The organism is Streptomyces sp. 63XJN7_1_ISO-PGPR-S23-121, from assembly GCF_056173025.1.
The window spans coordinates 2,365,368-2,386,702 of record NZ_CM149653.1; the positions used below are offsets into that span (position 1 = coordinate 2,365,368).

At 73.6% G+C, this 21,335-nt stretch carries 15 protein-coding genes; 6 read left to right on the forward strand and 9 right to left on the reverse strand.

The features are described 5' to 3' along the window. Positions 1-62: 62 nt before the first annotated feature. A complete protein-coding gene (locus AC0VYN_RS10465) occupies positions 63-851 on the reverse strand; it encodes a S1 family peptidase (protein ID WP_475535744.1) in 789 nt (262 codons plus the stop codon). Between the two features lie 320 nt (positions 852-1,171). On the opposite strand from AC0VYN_RS10465, the gene AC0VYN_RS10470 reads away from it, so the two are divergent. Continuing rightward, a complete protein-coding gene (locus AC0VYN_RS10470) occupies positions 1,172-2,008 on the forward strand; it encodes an alpha/beta fold hydrolase (RefSeq protein ID WP_475535745.1) in 837 nt (278 codons plus the stop codon). A 33-nt stretch (positions 2,009-2,041) separates the two neighbouring features. Here the strand turns inward: AC0VYN_RS10470 and AC0VYN_RS10475 are convergent, their stop codons facing one another. Then, positions 2,042-4,864, reverse strand: coding sequence for a helix-turn-helix transcriptional regulator (locus AC0VYN_RS10475; RefSeq protein WP_475535746.1), 2,823 nt, complete (start codon positions 4,862-4,864; stop codon positions 2,042-2,044). A 404-nt stretch (positions 4,865-5,268) separates the two neighbouring features. Further along, entirely contained in the window at positions 5,269-6,105 is an 837-nt protein-coding gene (locus tag AC0VYN_RS10480) for a helix-turn-helix transcriptional regulator (protein WP_475535747.1), read from the reverse strand. A 124-nt stretch (positions 6,106-6,229) separates the two neighbouring features. Here AC0VYN_RS10480 and AC0VYN_RS10485 point away from each other — a divergent pair, with 124 nt between their 5' ends. Next, on the forward strand, positions 6,230-7,903 hold the full coding sequence (locus AC0VYN_RS10485; RefSeq protein ID WP_475535748.1) for an AMP-binding protein: 1,674 nt from the start codon (positions 6,230-6,232) through the stop codon (positions 7,901-7,903). Next, the gene (locus AC0VYN_RS10490; protein ID WP_475535749.1) at positions 7,900-9,528 is read left to right on the forward strand and encodes an AMP-binding protein; all 1,629 of its coding nucleotides are present in this window, start codon (positions 7,900-7,902) and stop codon (positions 9,526-9,528) included. Before AC0VYN_RS10485 ends, AC0VYN_RS10490 begins: the two co-directional genes overlap by 4 nt. Before the next feature lie 30 nt (positions 9,529-9,558). Here AC0VYN_RS10490 and AC0VYN_RS10495 read toward each other — a convergent pair whose 3' ends face one another. From AC0VYN_RS10495 to AC0VYN_RS10505, 3 genes are all read right to left on the reverse strand, one after another. After that, positions 9,559-10,038 (reverse strand): hypothetical protein, encoded by a 480-nt coding sequence (locus tag AC0VYN_RS10495; RefSeq protein WP_475535750.1) that lies wholly within the window; start codon positions 10,036-10,038, stop codon positions 9,559-9,561. Between the two features lie 39 nt (positions 10,039-10,077). Then, a complete protein-coding gene (locus AC0VYN_RS10500) occupies positions 10,078-10,458 on the reverse strand; it encodes a hypothetical protein (RefSeq protein ID WP_475535751.1) in 381 nt (126 codons plus the stop codon). A gap of 101 nt (positions 10,459-10,559) precedes the next feature. Further along, positions 10,560-13,940, reverse strand: a complete 3,381-nt coding sequence (locus AC0VYN_RS10505) for an ALF repeat-containing protein (RefSeq protein ID WP_475535752.1) — start codon at positions 13,938-13,940, stop codon at positions 10,560-10,562. Between the two features lie 529 nt (positions 13,941-14,469). Here AC0VYN_RS10505 and AC0VYN_RS10510 point away from each other — a divergent pair. After that, positions 14,470-15,012 (forward strand): hypothetical protein, encoded by a 543-nt coding sequence (locus AC0VYN_RS10510; protein WP_475535753.1) that lies wholly within the window; start codon positions 14,470-14,472, stop codon positions 15,010-15,012. 80 nt (positions 15,013-15,092) lie between these two features. Next, a complete protein-coding gene (locus AC0VYN_RS10515) occupies positions 15,093-17,306 on the forward strand; it encodes a trypsin-like serine protease (protein WP_475535754.1) in 2,214 nt (737 codons plus the stop codon). Positions 17,307-17,321: 15 nt separating this feature from the next. Here the strand turns inward: AC0VYN_RS10515 and AC0VYN_RS10520 are convergent, their stop codons facing one another. Beyond that, the gene (locus tag AC0VYN_RS10520; protein ID WP_475535755.1) at positions 17,322-18,008 is read right to left on the reverse strand and encodes a hypothetical protein; all 687 of its coding nucleotides are present in this window, start codon (positions 18,006-18,008) and stop codon (positions 17,322-17,324) included. A gap of 147 nt (positions 18,009-18,155) precedes the next feature. Here AC0VYN_RS10520 and gcl point away from each other — a divergent pair, with 147 nt between their 5' ends. Further along, positions 18,156-19,940, forward strand: a complete 1,785-nt coding sequence (gene gcl / locus AC0VYN_RS10525; protein WP_475535756.1) for a glyoxylate carboligase — start codon at positions 18,156-18,158, stop codon at positions 19,938-19,940. A 74-nt stretch (positions 19,941-20,014) separates the two neighbouring features. On the opposite strand, the gene AC0VYN_RS10530 is transcribed toward gcl, so the two are convergent. Beyond that, a complete protein-coding gene (locus tag AC0VYN_RS10530; protein ID WP_475535757.1) occupies positions 20,015-20,656 on the reverse strand; it encodes a TIGR04222 domain-containing membrane protein in 642 nt (213 codons plus the stop codon). 100 nt (positions 20,657-20,756) lie between these two features. Further along, on the reverse strand, positions 20,757-20,993 hold the full coding sequence (locus AC0VYN_RS10535) for a hypothetical protein (RefSeq protein ID WP_385463256.1): 237 nt from the start codon (positions 20,991-20,993) through the stop codon (positions 20,757-20,759). Between the last annotated feature and the right edge of the window lie 342 nt (positions 20,994-21,335).

The following is a 21,335-nucleotide window of genomic DNA, read 5'->3' on the forward strand; positions in this document are numbered from 1 at the left end:
TGGCTCGCAACGCCCCCCGGTCCTGCACCTGAGGGATCCTCAGGAGTCCTGCTGGGGCGGGGCTACGAGGTGACCTGCGCGGTCACCAGGTCCGAGAAGGTGGTCAGCCGGGTGTAGACCCCCGGGTAACCGGCTCGGGCGCAGCCCTCGCCCCAGGAAGTTATCCCTGCCAGGACGCCCCTCACGAGGAGGGGACCGCCGCTGTCGCCCTGGCAGGTGTCCACGCCGCCGGAGGTGTATCCGGCGCAGACCATGTCGCTCGCGACGAAGTCGGAGCCGTAGGAGGTGCGGCAGCCGCTGTCGGACACGACCGGCACGGTCGCGGTCCGCAGCTGGTTGGAGGAGCCGCCGTTCTCCCGGGTCGTCCCCCAGCCGAGGACGCGGGCGCCGGTGCCGGCCGCGTAGACGGAGGTGTCCGAGGAGGAGACGTACGTCGCCGGTGTGTACGGCATCGGCGTCGACAGGGTCAGCACGGCCACGTCGTCGCCGTCGGTGGCGTCGGTGTAGCCCGGGTTCACCCAGATCCGGCTGACCCGGGAGACCGTGCCGTTGGTGCCGTTGAGGTAGGTGCGCCCGCCGACGACGCGCACGCTGCGGGTGGTCTCGCCGGTCATGCAGTGGGCGGCCGTGACCACCTTGGTGGGGGAGACGAGGGTGCCGCCGCAGAACTGGTCCTGGGAGGCGTCGGTGATCTGCATGACGAACGGGTACGCGGCGGTCGTGGTGGTGGTGCCGCCGACGATCGGCTGCGGTGCGGCGCCGGCGGCGGGGGCGGTCAGCAGCGCGGTCGCGGCGGCGGCTGCGGTGGCCAGGGCGGCGGTGACCGATCTTGCGCGAGTGAGCTCGAACATGAGTCTCCTCAGGTTGCCGGTGGGGGGTCGCACGGGCGTGGGGGGAGCACGGGGGTCTCGGGACAGACCCCCGTATGCCCGGGCGAGCGGCACGCCCTCACGCTAAGACCGGCGGCACCGGCCGCCCAATGAGGGAAGCCCCTAGGGGAGTCGGGCAGGGATAACCCTCGGTGAGTCCCCGTCAAACGCGCCGTCCCGGCCTCGGCACCCGTCGCCTCCACGGACGTGCCGCGGGGCGGACGGGTTCCGCTTGACAGCAACCGGCTAACGGCGTTAGCTTCAAGCTAACAATGTTAGCCATTCGGGAACCGGGGGATGTCATGACCGAGTACCTTGCCGTCGACGGCGGCACGCTCGCATACGAGGTGGCGGGGACCGGACCCCTGATCGTCCTCGCCCACGGCGTGGGCGACAGCCGTGCCGCCTACCGTGCCGTGATGCCCGCCCTGGTGGCGGCGGGCCACCGGGTCGCCGCGGTCGACCTGCGCGGCTGCGGCGAGTCCAGCACCGACTGGCCGGCCTGGAGCCGCACCGACATCGCCGGCGACCTGCTCGCCGTGATCCGCCACCTGGGCGGGCCGGCCGTCGTCGTCGGCCACTCGGTCTCCGGCGGCGCCGCCACCATCGCCGCCGCACAGGAGCCCTCACTGATCACCGCCGTCGTCGAGCTCGCGCCGTTCACCCGCAAGCAGTCGATCCGCCTCGGCGACCTGCGGGTGCGGCGCTTCAGGCGGGGCATGCTGCGGCTGCTCGGCGCGGGTGCGCTCGGCAGCCTGCCGCTCTGGCGCTCGTACCTCGAGGAGGCCTACCCCGGCGTCAAGCCGGCCGACTGGACCGAGCGCCTCGGCCGTTTCGACGCCTCGCTGCGCGAACCGGGCCGGATGAAGGCCATGCAGGCCATGGGCCGCAGCGCCCCGGTCGACGCGGGGGCGCGGCTCGCCGACGTCCGGTGCCCGGTCCTGGTCGTGATGGGCACGCTCGACCCCGACTGGGCCGACCCGCACGCCGAGGGCTCGGCGATCGTCGACGCCCTGCCGCCCGGCCTCGGCCGGCTCGAGATGATCGAGGGCGCCGGGCACTACCCGCACGACCAGTTCCCCGACCGGGTGGTGGCGCTGACCCTCGGCTTCCTCCGCTCGGACGCCGCCCGCGCCTGAGCCTGCCCCGGCCGGCCTCCGACGGCCGGGCGGCTAGGACTTCCGGCCCGCCGCCAGCCTGACGATGTCGACCCGGGACCGGATCCCGAGCTTGCGGTAGACCCGGGTGAGCGTCGCCTCCACCGTCTTGACGCTGACGAACAGGCGGGCGGCGATCTCCCGGTTGGTGGCCCCCTCCATGACGAGCGACGCAACCTGACGCTCCATCGCGGCCAGACCCGCCAGGCAGTCGGGGGCGGCGGCGGGCCGCGCGGGTGCCGGTTCGGCCGCGGCCGCCCGCGCCGCGACGGCCGCCTCCACCTGCCGCAGCCAGGGCAGCGCCCGGCAGCGCCGGAAGAGCCGCGCCGCCTCGTCGTACGACGCCGGCCCCGGCCCGTCCGCCCGCAGCTCCGCCAGCGCGAACGCCGCCCGTGCCTCCTCCAGTCCGAAGCCGAGCTCGCCGAGCCGGTCCCGAGCCGACACCAACCGCGCGACGGCCGAACGGTGTTCGCCCCGCGCCGCCCGCAGCCGGGCCTCCGCCCGGTCCAGCACGGCCAGGACGCTCCCGCGGCCCAGCCGCAGCGCGTGCGCCCGCGTGACCTCGATGACCTCCTGCGCCTCGGCCGGCTGCCCGGTCCGGACCAGCGCCTCCGCGAGATCGCCCTGCCACCGGCCCCGCGCCGGGTCGGTGATGCCCGCACCGGCTTCCAGCTCCCGTACCCGGCGCAGCGCGTCGACGGCCGCCGGGGCGTCGCCCGCCACCAGCCGGGCGTGGCCGAGCACGGCCAGCGCGCGCGAGAGGTACACGGCGTCGCCGTCCTCCTCGGCCCGCCGCACCGCCTCCCGGGCCAGCGTCAGCGCACGCTCCACGTCCCCGCCCGCGGCCTCCGCGAGCGCCGCCTGCATCGCCCCGGCGGCCTCGCCGATGCCCGCGTCCCGCGCCAGCGTCAGGCTCTCCCGGGCCAGCTCCAGGGACCGGCCGCAGTGCCCGGCGTGCAGTTCGGTCTCGGAGAGGAAGCGCAGGTAGTGCAGCTCGCTCTCGGCCATGCCGCGCCGCCGCACCTCGCGCAGCAGCCCGGTGACGGTGGTCCGCGCCTCGGTCAGCCGGTCGCTCATCACCAGCCAGCGGAACCGGGTCGAGCCCGCCCCGTTGTGGTGGCACGCCACCCTCGGGTCCTGCGGCTCCTGCCGCGCCCGCTCGATGGTCGTGGGGGCGTCCGGATGCCCCATCAGGGTCTCGGCCTGGGCCTGGAACGCGAGCGCGAGCAACTCGGTGCTCCGGTCCCCGGCCCGCGCCGCCAGCCGGGCCGCGTGCGCCGCCTCCTCCCGGCCCTGCGCGAAGTCGCCCTGCACCACCAGACCGCGCCAGGCGAGCTGGTAGTGGACCAGGGCCAGCAGCCGCGGGTCGTCGCCCGCGTCGGCGAGGGCCTGCGGGAAGACGACGTCGACGTCGCCGATGGCCTGCCCGGCCGCCTCGATGACCACCATCCAGGCCCGCACGCGCTCGCCCGGCGCGGTGGCCCGGGTCAGCACCTCGCGGGCGACGTCCCGGGCGAGGTCCACCTCGCCCGCGGTGATCGCGTCCTCGGCGGCCTGGAGCCGCCGTTCGTCCGGCCCCGGCTCCCCGTCCGGCGGGGTGTGCCGGGCCGCCAGCAGCCCCAGCGAGGCGGCCACCGACGGCGCGCCGCGGTCCCGGGCCAGCGCGGCGGCCTCCGCCAGCCGCGCGGCCACCTCCGGGTCGGTACCGGTCGTCGCCAGGGCCAGGTGCCGGGCGCGCTCGATCGGGTCGGACGCCGCCGTGGACAGCGCGGCGTGCGCGGCCCGCCGGTCCGGCGCCGGCGCCTCGGCGTACAGCGCGGCCGAGATCAGCGGATGCGCGAACCGTACGGTCGGACCCTCCGGGTCGGTCGCCAGCAGGCCCAGCTCGGCCGCCTGCGCGGTCTCGGCCTCGGCGTCGGCCCGGCCGGCCGCGTGCAGCAGGGCCGGGGTGGGCCGGGCACCCGCGCTGGCCACCAGCAGGGTGCGGCGGGCCTCGTCCGACAGCATGTCCAGGCGGCTGAGCACCAGCGCGCGCAGCGAGGTCGGCACCGGCAGCGGCTCGCCCGGCCGGGGCGGGGTGGGGCTCTCGGCCAGGGCGCGGCCCAGTTCCAGCGCGAACAGCGGGTTGCCGCCGCTGGTGCGGTGGATGTCGCGGACCGTGGAACGGGGCAGGCCGGAGTAGCCGCGCCGGTCGAGCAGCGCCGACACCTGGGCGCGGGTCAGCGGTTCGAGGCGTACCGCGAGGGTGTCCGGCGGGGAGGCCCGCAGATGACGGTCGTACTCCTGGCCGTACTCCTGCCCGTCGGTCCGCACCGCGCACAGCAGACGCACCGGGGTGTCGCCCAGGCGGCGGGCGGCGAAGCCGAGCAGTTCGGTGCTGGCCGGGTCCAGCCACTGCAGGTCGTCGGCGACGATCAGGACGGGGCCCTCGGCCGCGAGGGCGCGCAGCGCCGACAGCACGGCCAGGCGCAGCGCGAGCCCGTCGCGCTGGAGCGTGGACTCGCCGCGGCCGGTGAGGGCCGACTCCAGCGCGGTGCGCTGCGCGGCGGGCAGGGCGCCGGACACCTCGTCCAGTACCGGGCCGAGGAGGTCGGCGAGGGCCAGGAAGGGAAGATGGGATTCGGACTCCGTGGCCGAGCAGCGCAAGACGGTGCGTGCGGAGCGGCCATATTCGGCGGCCAGTGTCCGCAGCACGGTCGACTTTCCAATTCCGGCGGGGCCGTGCAGGAGCACACTGCCCCCTCGGGCGAGCTGCTCACGGGCCGCGCCGAAGGGTGCCTCCCGGCCGATGACCAGGTCGGAGCGGCACCCGGCAGGCTCCGTGAAGTCCCGTTCCACGGTGACCGCTCCCCTCCGCGTGTCGTGTCCGGGCCAATATTAGGCATCGGGGCAATGAATAACGGGAGGGCGAGGAGGTGAGGGAAATAACAAGGCGGTGAACACAGAATACAAAGCTCCCGGAAAGCCCACCGGTCCCACCACCCACAGCCTCCCCGGAAGCCCGCACCGGCCCCGTAGGAGCACCGGGCCCGGGCGACGCAGGGGCACCGGAACCCGGGTGACCTCTTCCAGGCGCCCGCACCAGCCCCCCCGGGGGGCGCGGGGAACTGCGCGACCAGCCACGACGCACCCGCAGCCGCACGACCAGCCACGACAGACCCGCAGTGCGGCCACGCACCCGCAGCCGCACGAACCCCGCGGCCGGAACCCGCCCCGCACGCCCCCCCGCGACCGCCGGACGGCTACGGCAGCCACCCCGCCCGCCGAGCCGCCGCGACCGCCTCGCCGCGGGTGCGCGCGCCCAGCTTGCGCATCGCCGACCGCAAGTATCCCTTCACCGTCTCCGCGCCCACCCCCAGCCGCTCCGCCGCCGCCGCGTTCGTCGCCCCGGCGGCCACGCACGCCAGGACGTCCACCTCGCGCGGAGCCGGCCGCACCCCGCCGGCGGGTCCCGCCCCCGCGGCCAGCATCCCGCAGGCCCGCAGCAGTTCGTCCCGCAGCCCGGGGTCCGCGATCCTCGGCGCCAGCGCCCGCAGCGCCGCGTGCGCCTCCCGCACCTGCTCCCACGCCGCGGACCCCGCCGGATCCCGCGCCGGCTCCGGCCGGGCCGCCGCCAGCAGCTCGCCCGCCTCGTCCCGCAGCAGCAGCGCCTGCTCCACGTCGCGGGCCGCCTCCACGGCCGCGCCCAGCGTCCGGTCGCCCAGCGGCTGGGCCGCGCGCAGGGCGCCGTACAGCACGCCGCGCACCCGGCGCCGCACCACCACCGGCACCGCCACCACCGACCGCAGGCCCTCGGCGGCGACGGGAAGGTCGTACTCGTGGCTGATCTGCCGGGAGACGGAGTAGTCGGTCACGGCGCACGGCCGGCCGAACGCGACCGCCTTGCCGCCCAGCCCGTTGCCGGAGGTCACCGCGAGCGCGCTGAGCGCGGCCGTCGCGGTGCCGCTGAGCTCACTGATGCGCACCTGCCGCCGGCCGGACTCCACCAGTCCGCCGAAGGCGACCGGCAACCCGGTGGTGCGCCGCAGCCGCACCAGGGCACCGCGGATCTCCACCCCGTCAGCCGCGTCCACCGCCACTGCGCTCACTCCTTCGCGGCCCGTTCCGTCGCGCACACCCCCGTTCGGGGGTAGTGAGACCTGCATCACGGATTACACGATGGCAGAGAGCCGCCCGGCAATGGTCCGGCACCGAGGAGGACAGATGACGACGGCGACCGAGCTGTTCCGCAGCGCACGCGACTTCCTGCTGGAACACCGTGCGGACTACGCCACCGCCTACGAGGGCTTCACCTGGCCCCGCCCCGAGAACTTCAACTGGGCGCTGGACTGGTTCGACGTCATCGCCGAGGGCAACGAACGCACGGCGCTGCACATCGTGGAGGAGGACGGCTCCGAGGTCCGCGTCTCCTTCGCGGAGATGTCCGCCCGTTCCGACCGCGTGGCGAACTGGCTGCGCGAGCGCGGCGTCCGCCCCGAGGACCGCATCCTCGTCATGCTCGGCAACCAGGTCGAGCTGTGGGAGACGGCCCTGGCGGCGATGAAGCTGCGCGCCGTGGTCATCCCCGCGACCACGCTGCTGGGCCCGGCCGACCTGCGGGACCGGGTCGACCGCGGCCGGGTGCGGCACGTCGTCGCCCGGGCCGGGGACGCCGGCAAGTTCGACGACGTGCCCGGCGACTACACGCGCATCGCGGTCGGCGGCACGGACCGGGCCGGCTGGCAGTCCTACGAGGACGCCTCCGCGGCCCCCGCCGGCTTCGTCGCGGACGGTCCCACCGCCGCCGACGACCCGCTGATGCTGTACTTCACCTCGGGCACGACCGCGCGCCCCAAGCTGGTCGAGCACACCCACGTGTCCTACCCCGTCGGGCACTTGGCGACGATGTACTGGGTCGGCCTGAAGCCGGGCGACGTGCACCTCAACATCTCCTCGCCCGGCTGGGCCAAGCACGCCTGGTCGAACCTGTTCGCGCCGTGGAACGCCGAGGCGACCGTCTTCCTGCACAACTACACCCGCTTCGACGCGGCCCGGCTGATGGCCGAGATGGACCGGGCCGGGGTGACGACCTTCTGCGCGCCGCCGACGGTGTGGCGCATGCTCATCCAGGCCGACCTGTCCCAGCTCGCCACCCCGCCGCGCGAGGTCGTCGCCGCAGGGGAGCCGCTGAACCCGGAGGTCATCGAGCAGGTCCGCCGGGCCTGGGGCGTGACCATCCGGGACGGCTTCGGCCAGACCGAGACCGCGGTCCAGGTGTCCAACAGCCCGGGACAGGTGCTGAAGACCGGTTCCATGGGACGCCCCAGCCCCGGCTACCGCGTCGAACTCCTCGACCCGGTCACCGGCGCCCCCGGCGCCGACGAGGGCGAGATCGCGCTCGACCTGTCGGAGAGCCCCGTCGGCCTGATGACCGGCTACCACGGCGACCCCGACCGCACCGCCGAGGCCATGGCCGGCGGCTACTACCGCACCGGCGACATCGGCGCCCGGGACGCCGACGGATACCTCACCTACGTGGGCCGGGCCGACGACGTGTTCAAGGCCAGCGACTACAAGATCAGTCCCTTCGAGCTGGAGAGCGCCCTGCTGGAGCACGAGGCGGTCGCCGAGGCGGCGGTCGTCCCGGCCCCCGACGAACTGCGGCTCGCGGTGCCCAAGGCGTACGTCGTCCTGGCGGCGGGCTGGGAACCGGACCCGGACACCGCGAAGGTCCTCTTCGAGCACTCCCGCGAGGTCCTCGCCCCCTACAAGCGCATCCGCCGCCTGGAGTTCGGCGAGCTGCCCAAGACCGTGTCCGGCAAGATCCGCCGCATCGAGCTGCGCGAGGCCACCGCGGCGGGCTCGCAGGACGAGTACCGCGAGGAGGACTTCCGGTGACCGCGCTCTCCTACGCCCACGGCACCAGCGACACCCCCCTGCTGGGCGACACCATCGGGGCCGACCTCGCCCGGACGATCGCCGCCCACCCCGACCGCGAGGCCTTGGTCGACGTGCCGTCCGGCCGGCGCTGGACGTACGCCGAGTTCGGCGCCGCCGTCGACGAGGTGGCGCGCGGACTGCTGGCGAAGGGGGTCGCCAAGGGCGACCGGGTCGGCATCTGGGCGGTCAACTGCCCCGAGTGGGTCCTCGTCCAGTACGCCACGGCCCGCATCGGCGTCGTCATGGTGAACGTCAACCCGGCCTATCGCGCGCACGAGCTGGAGTACGTGCTCAACCAGTCCGGCATCAGCGTGCTGATCGCCTCCCTCGCCCACCGGAGCAGCGACTACCGGGCGATCGTGGACGAGGTCCGCGGCAGGTGCCCCGCGCTGCGGGAGACCGTCTACATCGGCGACCCGTCCTGGGACGCGCTGACCGCGGGCGCCGCCTCCGTGCCGCCCGAGCGGGTCGAGCGGATCGCCGCCGAGCTGAGCTGCGACGACCCGGTCAACATCCAGTACACCTCGGGCACGACGGGCTTCCCCAAGGGCGCCACCCTCTCCCACCACAACATCCTCAACAACGGCTACTGGGTGGGACGTACGGTCGGCTACACGGAGCAGGACCGGGTCTGCCTGCCCGTCCCCTTCTACCACTGCTTCGGCATGGTCATGGGCAACCTGGGCGCCACCTCACACGGCGCCTGCATCGTCATCCCCGCCCCCTCCTTCGAGCCGGCGGCTACGCTCGCGGCGGTCCAGCAGGAGCGGTGCACGTCCCTGTACGGCGTCCCCACCATGTTCATCGCGGAGCTGAACCTCCCCGGCTTCGCCTCCTACGACCTCTCCTCGCTGCGCACCGGCATCATGGCGGGATCGCCCTGTCCGGTGGAGGTGATGAAGCGGGTGGTCGCCGAGATGCACATGGAGGAGGTCTCCATCTGCTACGGCATGACCGAGACCTCCCCGGTCTCCCTGCAGACCCGCATGGACGACGACCTCGAACACCGCACCGGCACCGTCGGCCGGGTGCTGCCGCACCTCGAGGTGAAGGTCGTCGACCCGGTGACCGGCGTGACCGTGCCCCGCGGCGAGGCCGGCGAGCTGCGCACCCGCGGCTACAGCGTGATGCTCGGCTACTGGGACGAGCCGGAGAAGACCGCGGAGGCGATCGACCAGGGCCGCTGGATGCACACCGGGGACCTCGCGGTGATGCGCGAGGACGGCTACGTGGAGATCGTCGGCCGCATCAAGGACATGATCATCCGGGGCGGGGAGAACATCTACCCGCGCGAGGTCGAGGAGTTCCTCTACGGACACCCGGGGATCGCGGACGTCCAGGTCGTCGGCGTACCGCACGAGCGCTACGGCGAGGAGGTCCTCGCCTGCGTGATCCCGCGCGACCCCGCCGAACCGCTGACCCTCGAGGAACTGCGCGCCTACTGCGACGGGCAGTTGGCCCACTTCAAGGTGCCGAGCCGGGTGCAGAACCTGGACGCCTTCCCGATGACCGTGTCGGGGAAGGTGCGAAAGATCGAACTGCGGGAGCGGTACGGCGTCCCGCGGGCGGCGGACGGCGGCTGACGCCGCACGGCCGAGGCGAGCGGCACGGTCTCAGCCCGCCGCCCATCCGGCGCTCACCGCGCAGAGCGCCGGCAGCACGAACAGTGCCACGCCCAGCGGTTGAGGGAACCGGCCGCGTTCGCGGACCACCTCGCGGTCCGCGAACGCCTTGCGCTGGGCCTCGTCCGTCCGCTTCGTCGACAGGGGGGTCAGCGAGCCCAGCAGCACCAGGGCCACTTCGGGCCAGCGCAGCCGCGCCGCGCCTCCCACCGGTAGCGTCCATGACGACACCCAGCCGCGGAACGGCAGCAGCGCCAGGACGGTACCGCACAGGAATCCGGCGCACGCGGCGAACGCAGCCTGCCAGGGCACCCCGACGCCGAACCCGAGGACCAGCGCCAGCGCGGCGACCACGGGAAGGGTCACCATCGGGATCCATCGCTCGCGTCGCACCGGCAGCCAGCGCAGGAGCACACAGGTGAGTACGAGGTCGGAGACCAGTACCGCGAACACGCACAGGGGCAGGAGCACGTCGGGGTCCTCAGTTGTCGAGTAGGGCGGCCACAGCGCTCACCCGATGAGAACGGCCACGACGACCGTGGTCGCCACGAAGGCGAACAGGAAGACGGCGAGCTGTTTCTTCGTCACCTCGTCCGCCGGCCGGCCCTCCCGGTACAGGGCCAGCTGGCGGGAGAGATAGCGGGCGTAGACCAGCCGCAGCACGACCAGGACGAGGGCGACGAGGGTGAACAGGAAGAGCGCCTGCCTGCCGTCGCTGCCCCGGGCCGAGGTCTCCATGCCGATGAACACGGCGCCCGCCAGGGGCGGGAGCACGGCGGCGAACCGCTGCGCCCTGGTCGCGGCCAGTGACTGCCCGGCCGCCGCGAGGGCGAGGCCGGACACGACGGCCACGATCCACCACTGGGTCACGGACATGTCGGGCGTCAGCATGGTCTCTCCCCCCTTCCGGGCCGCTGGGGCCACGGCGGTGTCGACGCACGGGGTGGGACGGTGATCCTATCCCGTCCCACCCCGCCCGGTGGAACCGTCCGCTACCAGGTGAGCCATCCGACGACCGTGGTCGTCGCGTCACTCACCACACCGGAGATCTTGGAGCCGACCTCCTCGGCCACGGGACGCAGCCCGTCGTCGAGGCCTCCGAACTTGCTGAGCAGGGCCCCCTTGCCGAGGAAGATGCCGCCCACCGCGAACATGCCGAGCGCCGTGTGGAAGTCACTGCCCTGCCAGTTGTCCGCGATGCCGTTCAGCAGGGCGCTGGCGCCCTGCAGGCCCCAGGAGACCAGGCCGACCGCGCCGGCCGCCGCCAGCAGCGCCGGTGCGGCGGGCGGGAAGCAGAGGGCGCCGACGCCGAGGACGACGCTCGCCCCGCCCAGGATCGTGCTCCAGTGGCCGGTGACCGTCGCCCACTGCTTGGCCGAGCCGATGTCCTCCGGCCACAGCTCCCAGTCCCAGTACCAGGGCTTGTCCTCGTCGGAGTTCTGGGACGGGTTGGTCCCGCTCTCCTGGTCCTGCTTGGCCTTCTCCGCGGCCTTGCGCGCCGCCTCGGCGGCCTCCGCCTTCCGCTTCGCGGCCACGATGGCGCCGGCCTCGCTGGCGGCGTCGGCGGCGGCCTTGGCGTCCGCGCCGGCCTGGATCGCCGAGGCGCGGGCGCTCGCGGCCGACGCCTGCGCCTGGGAGGCGGACGCGACGGCCTGCCGTGCGGACGCGGACGCCTGCCGCATGGAGTAGTTCGCCGTCCTGGCAGCACCCCGGGCCACGCTGGCCGCCTGCGAGGCGCTGGCCGCCGACTTGGCGGCGTCGGCCGCGGACTTGTCGGCCGCGTCGGCGTTCGCCCTGGCCTCGGTGGCGGCGTCGGCGGCGTCCGCCGCGTGGCCCTTGGCCTTCTCCGCCCACGCGGTCGCCTCCTCCGCCGCCTTCCGGGCCTCGGCCGCGGCCTTGGAGGCAAGCGCGGCGTCCTCGAGGGCCTTGGCGGCGACGTTCGCGGCGTGCGCGATCGTCGCGCGGACGGCGGCGACGTGGGTGGCGTGGTCCTCGTCGAGGCGGGCGATGTAGTACTTGTCGCGGGCGACGAAGTACCGCCGCATCCGCGCGGAGCCCTCCAGGACGATCTCCGCGGCCGACTTCATGTACGGGCCGCCCGAGTCGAGGAGCCGGAAGATCTCGACCTGGTCGTCCTGCTTGACGGCCTCCGCCAGCTCCACGTTGAGGAAGCGGTGCAGGGCCAGGGCACTGCCGTCCGCGAGCGCGGCCTCGGCCTTCGCCTTGACCGCCTTGCCCGGATCCTCGTTCAGGATCGAGAAGACCGTGACCCGGTTGTCCGTGGCCGCCGCCTCGATGACGCCGGTGGCGAGGAAGTCGGTCGCGGCGTCCTCGTCGTCACTGGCCAACGCCTTGTGGGCGGCTTCCGCCACGGCGGGCTTGGCCGACTCGGCGATCGTCAGCACGGTCTCGCGGTCGTCCTGCCGCTGCGCGAGAAGCCGATCGGCGCCCACCCAGTTGACGACGTCCTGGTCCTCGCCCGCGAGGGCGAACTCCGCGGCTCCGCGGGTCCAGCTTCCGGAGGAGTCCAGGAGTCTGACGGCGGCCTTGCGGCCCTCCGTGACGGCCGTCGCCGTGTCGCCGGCCTCCAGGGCCGACTCCGCGGCGGCGATCGCGTCCTTGGTCTCCGTGGCGGTGCGGTCCGCCAGGGTGCGCCGGTTGTCGGCCTGCTTGGCGTCGTCGATCTCGGCCTGGGCCCTGAGGCGGGCCTCCAGGACACCCAGTTCGGTGTCCTGGGCGATGCGGGCGGCCTCCGCCTCGCGCGCGGCGGCCTCCACGGCCTTGGCCTCCTCGACCGCGGCGGCGGCCGTGTTCGCCGCCTTCACCGACGCCTCGGCGTAGGCGGTGGACCGCTTGGCGTACTCGATCGCCTTGCCGGCGTTGGCGGCGGCGTCGTCGGCGGCCTTCGCGGCCGCGTCGGCGTGGTCGGCCGCGCTGTTGGCGGCGTCACGGGCCACCGCCGCCGCGTCGGCGGCCCGGTTGGCGAGGGTGCGGGCGGTACCGGCGGCCCGGGTGGCGCGTGCCGCGGCCGCGTTGGCCTCGGCGGCGGCCTGCCGGGCGGCGGCCGCCTGGGACTGGGCGACACCCGCCGAGGCGGCCGCGTTGGCGGCGGCGTTGGCGGCGGCGGCGGCGTTCTGCGCCGCTCCCGCGGCGGCGGAGCCGGCGGCGGACGCCTGCCGGGAGGCGACGGCGGCGTGGTCGGCGGCCTTGGCCGCCGTCCGTGCCCGGCTCGCGGCGTTCCTGGCGCCCTCGGCGGCGGCCCGTGCGGCCGCCGCCTTGGTGGCGTCCTTGGACGCGGCGATGGCGGCGCCGTAGGCACGGGAGGCGGCGTTGCCCGCCGAGGCGGCGGCAGCGGCGGCGGCCTGTGCGGCGCGTGCGGCCCGGCCCGAGGCGGCCTGGGCGGTGCGGGAGGCGGCGATCGCGGTGTTGGCGGCGTTGGCCGCGCCCCGCGCGGCGCTCGCGGCGTTGTTCGCCGCGCGGGCCGACTTGCGGACGTCCTCCTTGGCGGCCAGGGCCTCCTCGGCCGCCTTGGCGGCGGCGGCCTTCGCCTTCTCGGCGGCCTCCTTGGCCTGCTCGGAGGCGGCGACCGCCTGCTCGGACTTGAGGCCTGCCTGCTTGCCCTCGCGCTCGACCACGGCGACCAGCTGCTCGATGGTCGCGGTCTCCTCGTCGCGGGCCCGCGCGATGAACTGACCGGAGACGAGGAAGCGGTGGACGGCTGCCGGCGTTCCCTCGTTCAGGGCCCGCTCGGCGTACTTCTTCACCTCGGGGGAGGCGGTGTTGAGGATCGTGAAGAGCTCGACCCTCTCGTCCTCGGCCTGCGCCGTGTACTGGGTCTCGTCGAGGAAGGTGCGCAGGGCCTTGCTGGTGCCCGCGTCCAGGGCCTTGCCGGCCTCGCGCGCCACTCCGGGCCCGCTGTTGTTCATCACGGTGAGGACCGCGACCCGCAGGTCGGTCGTGACCGGCTCGACGTATCCGTCGGTGAGGTAGGCGGTGATGGCCTCGTCGCCCGCGCTCAGCGCGGTCTCGGCCGACTGCTGGGTGGACTTGCCGGCGTGCGGGAGGCCGGTGAGCACGGCGAAACGATTGTCCTCCGCCTGGGCGGCGGGAAGTTCACTGTTGAGGAAGGTCGAGACGGCGGCCTGGGAACCGGTCAGGGCGAGGGCGGCGGCCTCGCGGACGGCTACGCCGCCGATCCTGTATTGCCACACCGCCTTGCCCCGGTCGGTGTCGGGCAGATCCGGGCTGGTGTCGTTCTCGGCGGCCCGGGCGGGTGCGGCGGCGAGGACGGCAAGGCCCGGCAGGGCGGGAACGGCGGCCGTTCCGGCAATGGTGGCGAGTATGCGGCGTCTGCTCCACAGTGACGCGGACAAATTGAGATTCCTTCCCGTACGGGCAACGGCAGCAGGACTCGAACGCGACGGCCCAACAGCACTTCGCAGGAAGGACGTTGACGTGCCGTCACGGCGTGGTGAGTGCGCTTCGGAACATTACCTCTCCGTCACCGGATCATCACCCCTATTCCGCTGGAAAAATTTTCGCGGATAATAAATTTGCCGACTTCAGGGCGCCGCAGAATCGGTGATTTATTACTGAACCTTCAAAAGATGTCCACAATAAATCCACAACTTCGAGTACAACCTTTTCCCAGGTGATGCACGTCACATGCCCCTTATGATCGGTGACCTGTTTGTGGCGATTAAGGCGTTGGACAAAAACATCTCCGCCGACTTCCATCGGGACGCCGTGGGGTGCGGGGGTAATCCCAGTCACCCCGTGGATCAGTCCGGTCGCAGGTTATTGGGGGGTGCTGGGGATGAGTTGCGACCGTCCTTTCTCGCCTTTCCGCCCGTATCCGAATGTGTGCCGGACATTCAGTTCGCATCGACCCATAGGACTGTTATGAAGAGAAAGTCGCGCATCGGGAACCCGGGGACGAAGGGGCGTTTTCTGACGCGGACGGCGGCCGCCGCGGTGGCCGCGGGAGCCCTGGCATGGCTCGTGGCGGCCCAGGCGGACACCTCCGCCGACCGGACCGGAGGGTCCGCGCGGGCCGTCGCCGACGAGGCACCCGGCTACGCCGTCGAGGACTTCGCCTACCCGCAGGCGGACAAGATCCTTGAGGAGCAGGGCATTCTCCTCAAGCGCGGCGACGGCCACATCGTCCTCGCCCCGTGCCAGGCGGGCACCGGACAGCTGGAGGTCTACTCCCGCGTGACGACGAGCGTCTGCTTCGAGGTCAAGGGAGACAGCGGCTGGCTGACGATGGAGATCCCGTCGGTCTACGGCGTCAAGGCGAACGAGTACGCGACCGAGGTCGACATGACCGTCGGCGACGAGGAGAAGTCCTTCGACGTCCCGGCCAACTCCTGGAAGGCCGTGGGCGAGAGCGCCGACGGACAGGGGCGCCCGCACATGCTGGTGGAGATCAGGACGTCCAAGTAGTGACGGACGATGCCGGCGCCTCCGCAGTGACGCGCCCTCAGCCGAGTCATCCTGCCGGACACGCACCAAGGAACCGACACATGCCACATCGCAGACCCCTGCGTCTCACCGCACTCGCCGCCACCCTGCTCGCCGGGCCGATCGCGCTGACCGCCGTTCCCGCCGCCGCCGTCACGGGTCCCGCCTCCGCCTCCTCCGACACCACGCACGCCTACACGGCGCAGGTCGTCGTCGGCGACCACGACCGCGGCTGCTCCGGCGTGCTGGTCGACGCCGAGTGGCTGCTCACCGCGGCCAGTTGCTTCGCCGCGAACCCCGCCCAGAGCCTCGCCGTACCCGCGGGCAAACCGGCCCTGACCACGACCGCGACCATCGGCCGGGCCAGCCTCACCGGCACCCAGGGCGCGGTCCGCACGGTCGTGGAGCTGGTGCTCCGCACCGACCGCGACCTCGTCCTGGCCCGGCTGAACCGCCCGGTCACCAACGTCGTCCCGATCGCCCTGGCCGGCACCGCGCCCACCGCGGGCGAGGAGCTGACGCTCGCCGGCTTCGGCCGCTCCAGGACCGAGTGGGCGCCGCTGAACCTGCACACCGGCACCTTCTCCGTGGGCACCGCCGACGCCACCACCGCCACGGTCACCGGCAAGGACGGCGTGGCCGCGTGCATGGGCGACACCGGCGGCCCGCTGGTCCGCACCGTGAACGGCACCGCGCGGCTGGCCGCGCTCGGCAGCCGCTCGTACCAGGCGGGCTGCTACGGCATCGACGCCGCCGAGACCCGCACCGACGGCATCGTCACCCGCGTCGACGACCTCGGTTCCTGGGTGGCGTCCAAGGTGGGCGCCAACCGCATCACCGACTTCAACTGCGACGGCGTGGCGGACATCGCCGTCGCCGACCCGGAGGCGGCCGTCGGGGGCGACGCCAAGGCGGGCCTGGTCCGCGTCGTGTACGGCGGCGGCAAGGGCACCGCCGAGATCACCCAGGACCTCGACTGGGTGTCGGGCGGCTCCGAGCCCAACGACCTGTTCGGCCGGGCCATCGACACCGTCGACTTCGACGAGGACGGCTGCACCGACCTCGCGGTCGGCACCCCGGGCGAGAACCTGGGCGACGCTGTGGACGCGGGTATGGCGGACGTCCTGTACGGAGCCCCCGGCGGCCTCGGTACCGGCGCCCTCAAGGCCACCCACTTCGAGCAGGGCGCGGGCAACGGGTCCATCAAGGCCTCCGCCCCGGAGACCGGTGACCTGATGGGCCAGGCGATCGCCGCCGGAACCACCGCGGCCGGTGAGCCCTTCCTGGTGATCGGCACGCCCGGTGAGGGTCTCGGCGACGCCGCCAAGGCGGGCGAGGCCTTCTACGTCAGCGGCGGCACCAACGTCTCCGTGCACCAGGACCGCCTCGACGTCCCCGGTGCCGTGGAGGCCAACGACGGCTTCGGCGCGGTGGTCGCGGCCGACGCCAACCACATCGCGATCGGCGCGCCCAACGAGAACATCGGCGGCGACGACGCGGCCGGCAACCTCGCGGTCTTCTCGCACACGCTGAACTCCGAGAAGCGGCCCACCCCGCTGTTCGGTCTCGACCAGGACCTGGACACCGTCGCCGGCGGAGCCGAGGCCGGCGACCGCTTCGGCGCCGCCCTGGCCCTCGCCCCGTACCGCCCCTCCGGCGCGGCACGCGCCGACGAGTCGATCCTGGCGGTCGGCTCACCGGGTGAGGCCCTGGGCATCAATGGTGCCGACAAGGCGGAGACGGGCAACGTCCTCACCTTCCGCGTCACCGCCGCGGGCACCTACACCCAGATGAACAACTACTACTCCGGCACCGCCGAGGACGACGTCTCCGGCGCGTCCGAGGCCGGTGACCACTTCGGCGCCACCCTGGCCGCGGTCAACACCGCACCGCGCGAGGTGAGCACCACGGCGACCATGAAGCTGGCCGTCGGCATCCCGGACGAGGCCCTCGGCACGACGGCGAGCGCGGGCGCGGTGCACGTCTTCTCGCTGCTGGGCAAGCCCGGCGACAACGACAAGTGGATCGAGTCCGGCGACGGCGACGGCATCCCCGGCACCCCGGGCGCCAACCAGCGCCTCGGCTCCAGCCTCCACTTCACCGGCACCCACCTGTACGTCGGCATGCCGTACGGCCCGACCAGCACCGGCGCGCTGTACGCCCTGCCCATGTCCAACGTGACCCTCGGCGAGACCAACGCCGCGGCCACCGTCTACCGGCCGGGACAGGGCGGTCTGCCCGCCGCCGGCACCACCTTCGGGTACGCGGCGCGGTAGTCACCGCGTCAGTTCTCAGCCGGCCGTGGCGTCCAGCGCCACGGCCGGCGCGTTTTCCGGGCGCGGCACGCCGGACGGGCCGAGCACGAACAGCGCGACGCCCAGTAGGTCGGCGCGGGCGCGGGCCTCCGCGGCGTACCCGGCGAGCGAGAAGTGCACTCCTCGCGCCGAGTCCGCCATGGCCGTCAGCCACAGGCACTCCACGTCCCGCACCGAGGTCCGTCCCGCCGTCGGGTCCACGTGCGCCACGATCCCCGGCGCGGCCAGCCCGATCCCGGCCGGAGGCGGCCGGTCGGCGCGGCGCACGTCCCGGTGGCCGAGCCCGCGCAGATGCAGGACGGCGGCGGTGACCGCGTCGCGGGCCGTGCGGACGGGGACGGCCCGGTGGGCCGCGACCCGTGAGCCGGGGGAGCGCCCGGTGCGGCCCGCGGCCGCGGGGTCCACCGGCACGCACAGCACCGTGCCGCACGGACAGCCCAGTTCCGGGCGCGGCCACCGGCCCCCGGCCCCACAGGCCGTGCAGCGCACGTCGATCCACTCCTCGTCCCACACCCGGTGGGTCACGGCGGTGGCGGCCCCGCGCGGGTCCAGCTCCGGGGCGACGGGCGCCCCGCACGCGCAGGGGTACGACGGCGCCGTGTAGCGGTGCCGGCGCCCGCAGGCGGTGCAGCACACCCAGATCCTCTCGGACATGACCCCCATCGTCCTCTCTTGACGGTCCCGGGCCACCCACTTACATTACTTCCAGATCGTAGAAAACAAATTTCGCTATACGGAAGTTGCTACGGAAGAAGCTCACCGCGGGGCGCGACGGGAGTGCGAATCCGGCAGCCGGAGCAGGAGTACTCGATGGCTCGTATGACCGCTGCCCGAGCGGCAGTTGAGATCCTCAAGCGCGAGGGCGTCACCGACGCGTTCGGTGTGCCGGGCGCGGCGATCAACCCCTTCTACGCGGCGCTCAAGGCCTCCGGCGGCGTCCATCACACGCTCGCCCGCCACGTCGAGGGCGCCTCGCACATGGCCGAGGGCTACACCCGGACCAGCGCCGGCAACATCGGCGTCTGCATCGGCACCTCCGGACCGGCCGGCACCGACATGATCACCGGCCTGTACTCGGCGATCGGCGACTCGATCCCGATCCTGTGCATCACCGGCCAGGCCCCGACCGCGGTGATCCACAAGGAGGACTTCCAGGCCGTCGACATCGCGTCCATCGCCAAGCCGGTGACCAAGATGGCCGTCACCGTCCTGGAGGCCGCGCAGGTCCCCGGCGTCTTCCAGCAGGCGTTCCACCTGATGCGTTCCGGGCGGCCGGGCCCGGTTCTGATCGACCTGCCCATCGACGTCCAGATGACCGAGATCGAGTTCGACCCGGCCACCTACGAGCCGCTCCCGGTCTACAAGCCGGCCGCCACCCGCGCCCAGATCGAGAAGGCGATCGGCATGCTCAACGCCGCCGAGCGCCCGCTGATCGTGGCCGGCGGCGGTGTCATCAACGCCGACGCCGCCGACCTGCTGGTGGAGTTCGCCGAGCTGACCGGCACCCCGGTCGTGCCGACCCTGATGGGCTGGGGCCTGCTGCCCGACGACCACGAACTGAACGCCGGCATGGTCGGCCTCCAGACCTCGCACCGCTACGGCAACGCGACGTTCCTGGAGTCGGACTTCGTCCTCGGCATCGGCAACCGGTGGGCCAACCGCCACACCGGCAAGCTGGACGTCTACACCGCCGGGCGGACCTTCGTCCACGTCGACGTCGAGCCCACCCAGATCGGCAAGATCTTCGCCCCGGACTACGGCATCGCCTCCGACGCCAAGGCCGCGCTGGAGCTGTTCATCGAGGTCGCCCGGGAGCTGAAGGCGGCCGGGAAGCTGCCCGACCGCTCCGCGTGGGCCGCCTCGGCGCAGGAGCGCAGGGCCACGCTCCAGCGCCGTACGCACTTCGACGACATCCCGATCAAGCCGCAGCGCGTCTACGAGGAGATGAACAAGGCCTTCGGCCCGGAGACCCGGTACGTCTCCACCATCGGCCTCTCCCAGATCGCCGGCGCCCAGATGCTGCACGTCTACCGGCCGCGGCACTGGATCAACTGCGGCCAGGCCGGCCCGCTCGGCTGGACGGTCCCCGCCGCGCTCGGCGTCGCCAAGGCCGACCCCGGGGCGCAGGTCGTGGCGCTCTCCGGCGACTACGACTTCCAGTTCATGATCGAGGAACTGGCCGTCGGCGCGCAGCACAAGATCCCCTACGTGCACGTCCTGGTCAACAACAGCTATCTGGGCCTGATCCGCCAGGCGCAGCGCGGGTTCGACATGGACTTCCAGGTCAAGCTGGAGTTCGAGAACATCAACTCGCCCGAGCTGGGCGTCTACGGCGTCGACCACGTCAAGGTCGCCGAGGGCCTGGGCTGCAAGGCGATCCGGGTGACCGACCCGGACGACCTGAGCGCGGCCCTGGAGCAGGCCAAGAAGCTCGCCGCCGAGCACCAGGTCCCGGTCGTCGTCGAGGCCATCCTGGAGCGCGTCACCAACATCTCCATGTCGGGCACCAACGACATCGGCAACGTCGTGGAGTTCGAGGAGCTCGCCACCGAGCCGGGCCACGCGCCCACCGCGATCCGGGCGCTGAAGGCCTGACCCGTACGACCCGCACGGCCCGGGAGGGCGGTCCGTCCCCCGGACGGACCGCCCTCCCGTATGTCCGGGGCCGCTCAGTCCCCGCCGCCCCCGCCCCCCGAGCCGCAGCCGCCCGCATCGGTGTGGCCCCCGCCCCAGTCGCCCGAGACCGAGTCCTCGTACTCGTCCCGCCACCGGAGGAACCTGCCCCGGCCCAGCGAGAACCGCGCCCCCTCGGCCGGGGCGCCCGGGTCCGCCAGCCCGGCCCGCAGGGCGAAGCGCGGCAGGAGCATGCGCAGGGCGGCATCGCCGTGCAGGGCGACCGCGAGCAGCGTGTCCTCGTCCGTCAGCCCGTGCCTGGCGGCCGGCAGCGGGTACCGCTCCCGCCAGAACGCCACCCGGCGGCGGGCACCGCGGGTCGGTCCCAGCAGGGGGTAGCGCAGCAGCCCTTCCTCCGCGAGCGGGATGCGCGTCAGGGCCAGCGCCAGGCGCACGTCCTGGTGCCGGACCAGCTCGCGAGCGGTGAGCGGCTCGCGCAGACAGTCCAGGACGGTGCCCTCGAACGGCCCCAGCCCCTCCGGCTCCGGTCCCGTCGCGCACAGCGTCCTGCGCGGGCCGGTCTCGACGGCGCCCCGCAGGTGCAGGGCGACCACCGCCACCGTGACGGCGGCTCCCGGACCGCCGCCCAGCAGAGCGATCTCGTGCGGTTCCCAGCCGATCTCCGTGGCACCGTCCATGCCCTCACCCCCGTGTGCACGGGGATGTGCCCGTCACGGGGGGTGGTTCAAGCGCGCGGCCGGGATTCTCAGAGGAAGAGTTGAGGGAGGCGCACGGACGTCAGCCCTCGTGGTGCTCGTGCAGCCCCGGCCAGTCGTCCGGGCCGCCCCCCTGCCACTCGACGAGGTCGCTGCTCGCGACGTCGGTCACGTACAGGTCCGCCAGCCGCAGGATCTCGGCGACGTCGTCGAGGTGCGAGGCGACCCCGAGCGTCTCCTCGTCCGAGGTGACCCGGCGGGAGCCGTCCAGGGCCGCGGGACGGACCACGATGTGGGGATGCTCCGGTGGATGTGCCATGACTCCAGGTTGCTGCGGCCCGCGGGGGAGCGCACCCCCGGCCGGCACGCACGGGCGCCGGACACGGAGAGGCGCCGGATGCGGGACCGTCCGCATCCGGCGCCTTCCGGCCCGGTGAGGGTTTTCCGGAGCGGGGAGGATGCCCGGGTGGTTCCCGTCCGACGGCGCGAGGCTGGGCGCGACAGGTCGTTCGCGCCGCCGGACGGAGCTCTGGGGGCCTCCCGGCACGGGAGGCCGTGGAGGCGAATGGCTGGGACCGCGGCGGTTCACGACGGGTCCGGGCGGATCCTCCCCTCAGGTCGTAGGAGGAGCCCCCTGGCCCTTCACCACCGCACTGGCTCG

Excerpts from the sequence above, each read along its gene's own strand:
- AC0VYN_RS10465 (WP_475535744.1), bottom strand. The coding sequence starts at position 851 with ATGTTCGAGCTCACTCGCGCAAGATCGGTCACCGCCGCCCTGGCCACC.
- AC0VYN_RS10470 (WP_475535745.1), top strand. The coding sequence starts at position 1,172 with ATGACCGAGTACCTTGCCGTCGACGGCGGCACGCTCGCATACGAGGTG.
- AC0VYN_RS10485 (WP_475535748.1), top strand. The coding sequence starts at position 6,230 with ATGACGACGGCGACCGAGCTGTTCCGCAGCGCACGCGACTTCCTGCTG.
- AC0VYN_RS10500 (WP_475535751.1), bottom strand. The coding sequence starts at position 10,458 with ATGCTGACGCCCGACATGTCCGTGACCCAGTGGTGGATCGTGGCCGTC.
- AC0VYN_RS10510 (WP_475535753.1), top strand. The coding sequence starts at position 14,470 with ATGAAGAGAAAGTCGCGCATCGGGAACCCGGGGACGAAGGGGCGTTTT.
- AC0VYN_RS10515 (WP_475535754.1), top strand. The coding sequence starts at position 15,093 with ATGCCACATCGCAGACCCCTGCGTCTCACCGCACTCGCCGCCACCCTG.
- AC0VYN_RS10520 (WP_475535755.1), bottom strand. The coding sequence starts at position 18,008 with ATGGGGGTCATGTCCGAGAGGATCTGGGTGTGCTGCACCGCCTGCGGG.
- gcl (WP_475535756.1), top strand. The coding sequence starts at position 18,156 with ATGGCTCGTATGACCGCTGCCCGAGCGGCAGTTGAGATCCTCAAGCGC.
- AC0VYN_RS10530 (WP_475535757.1), bottom strand. The coding sequence starts at position 20,656 with ATGGACGGTGCCACGGAGATCGGCTGGGAACCGCACGAGATCGCTCTG.
- AC0VYN_RS10535 (WP_385463256.1), bottom strand. The coding sequence starts at position 20,993 with ATGGCACATCCACCGGAGCATCCCCACATCGTGGTCCGTCCCGCGGCC.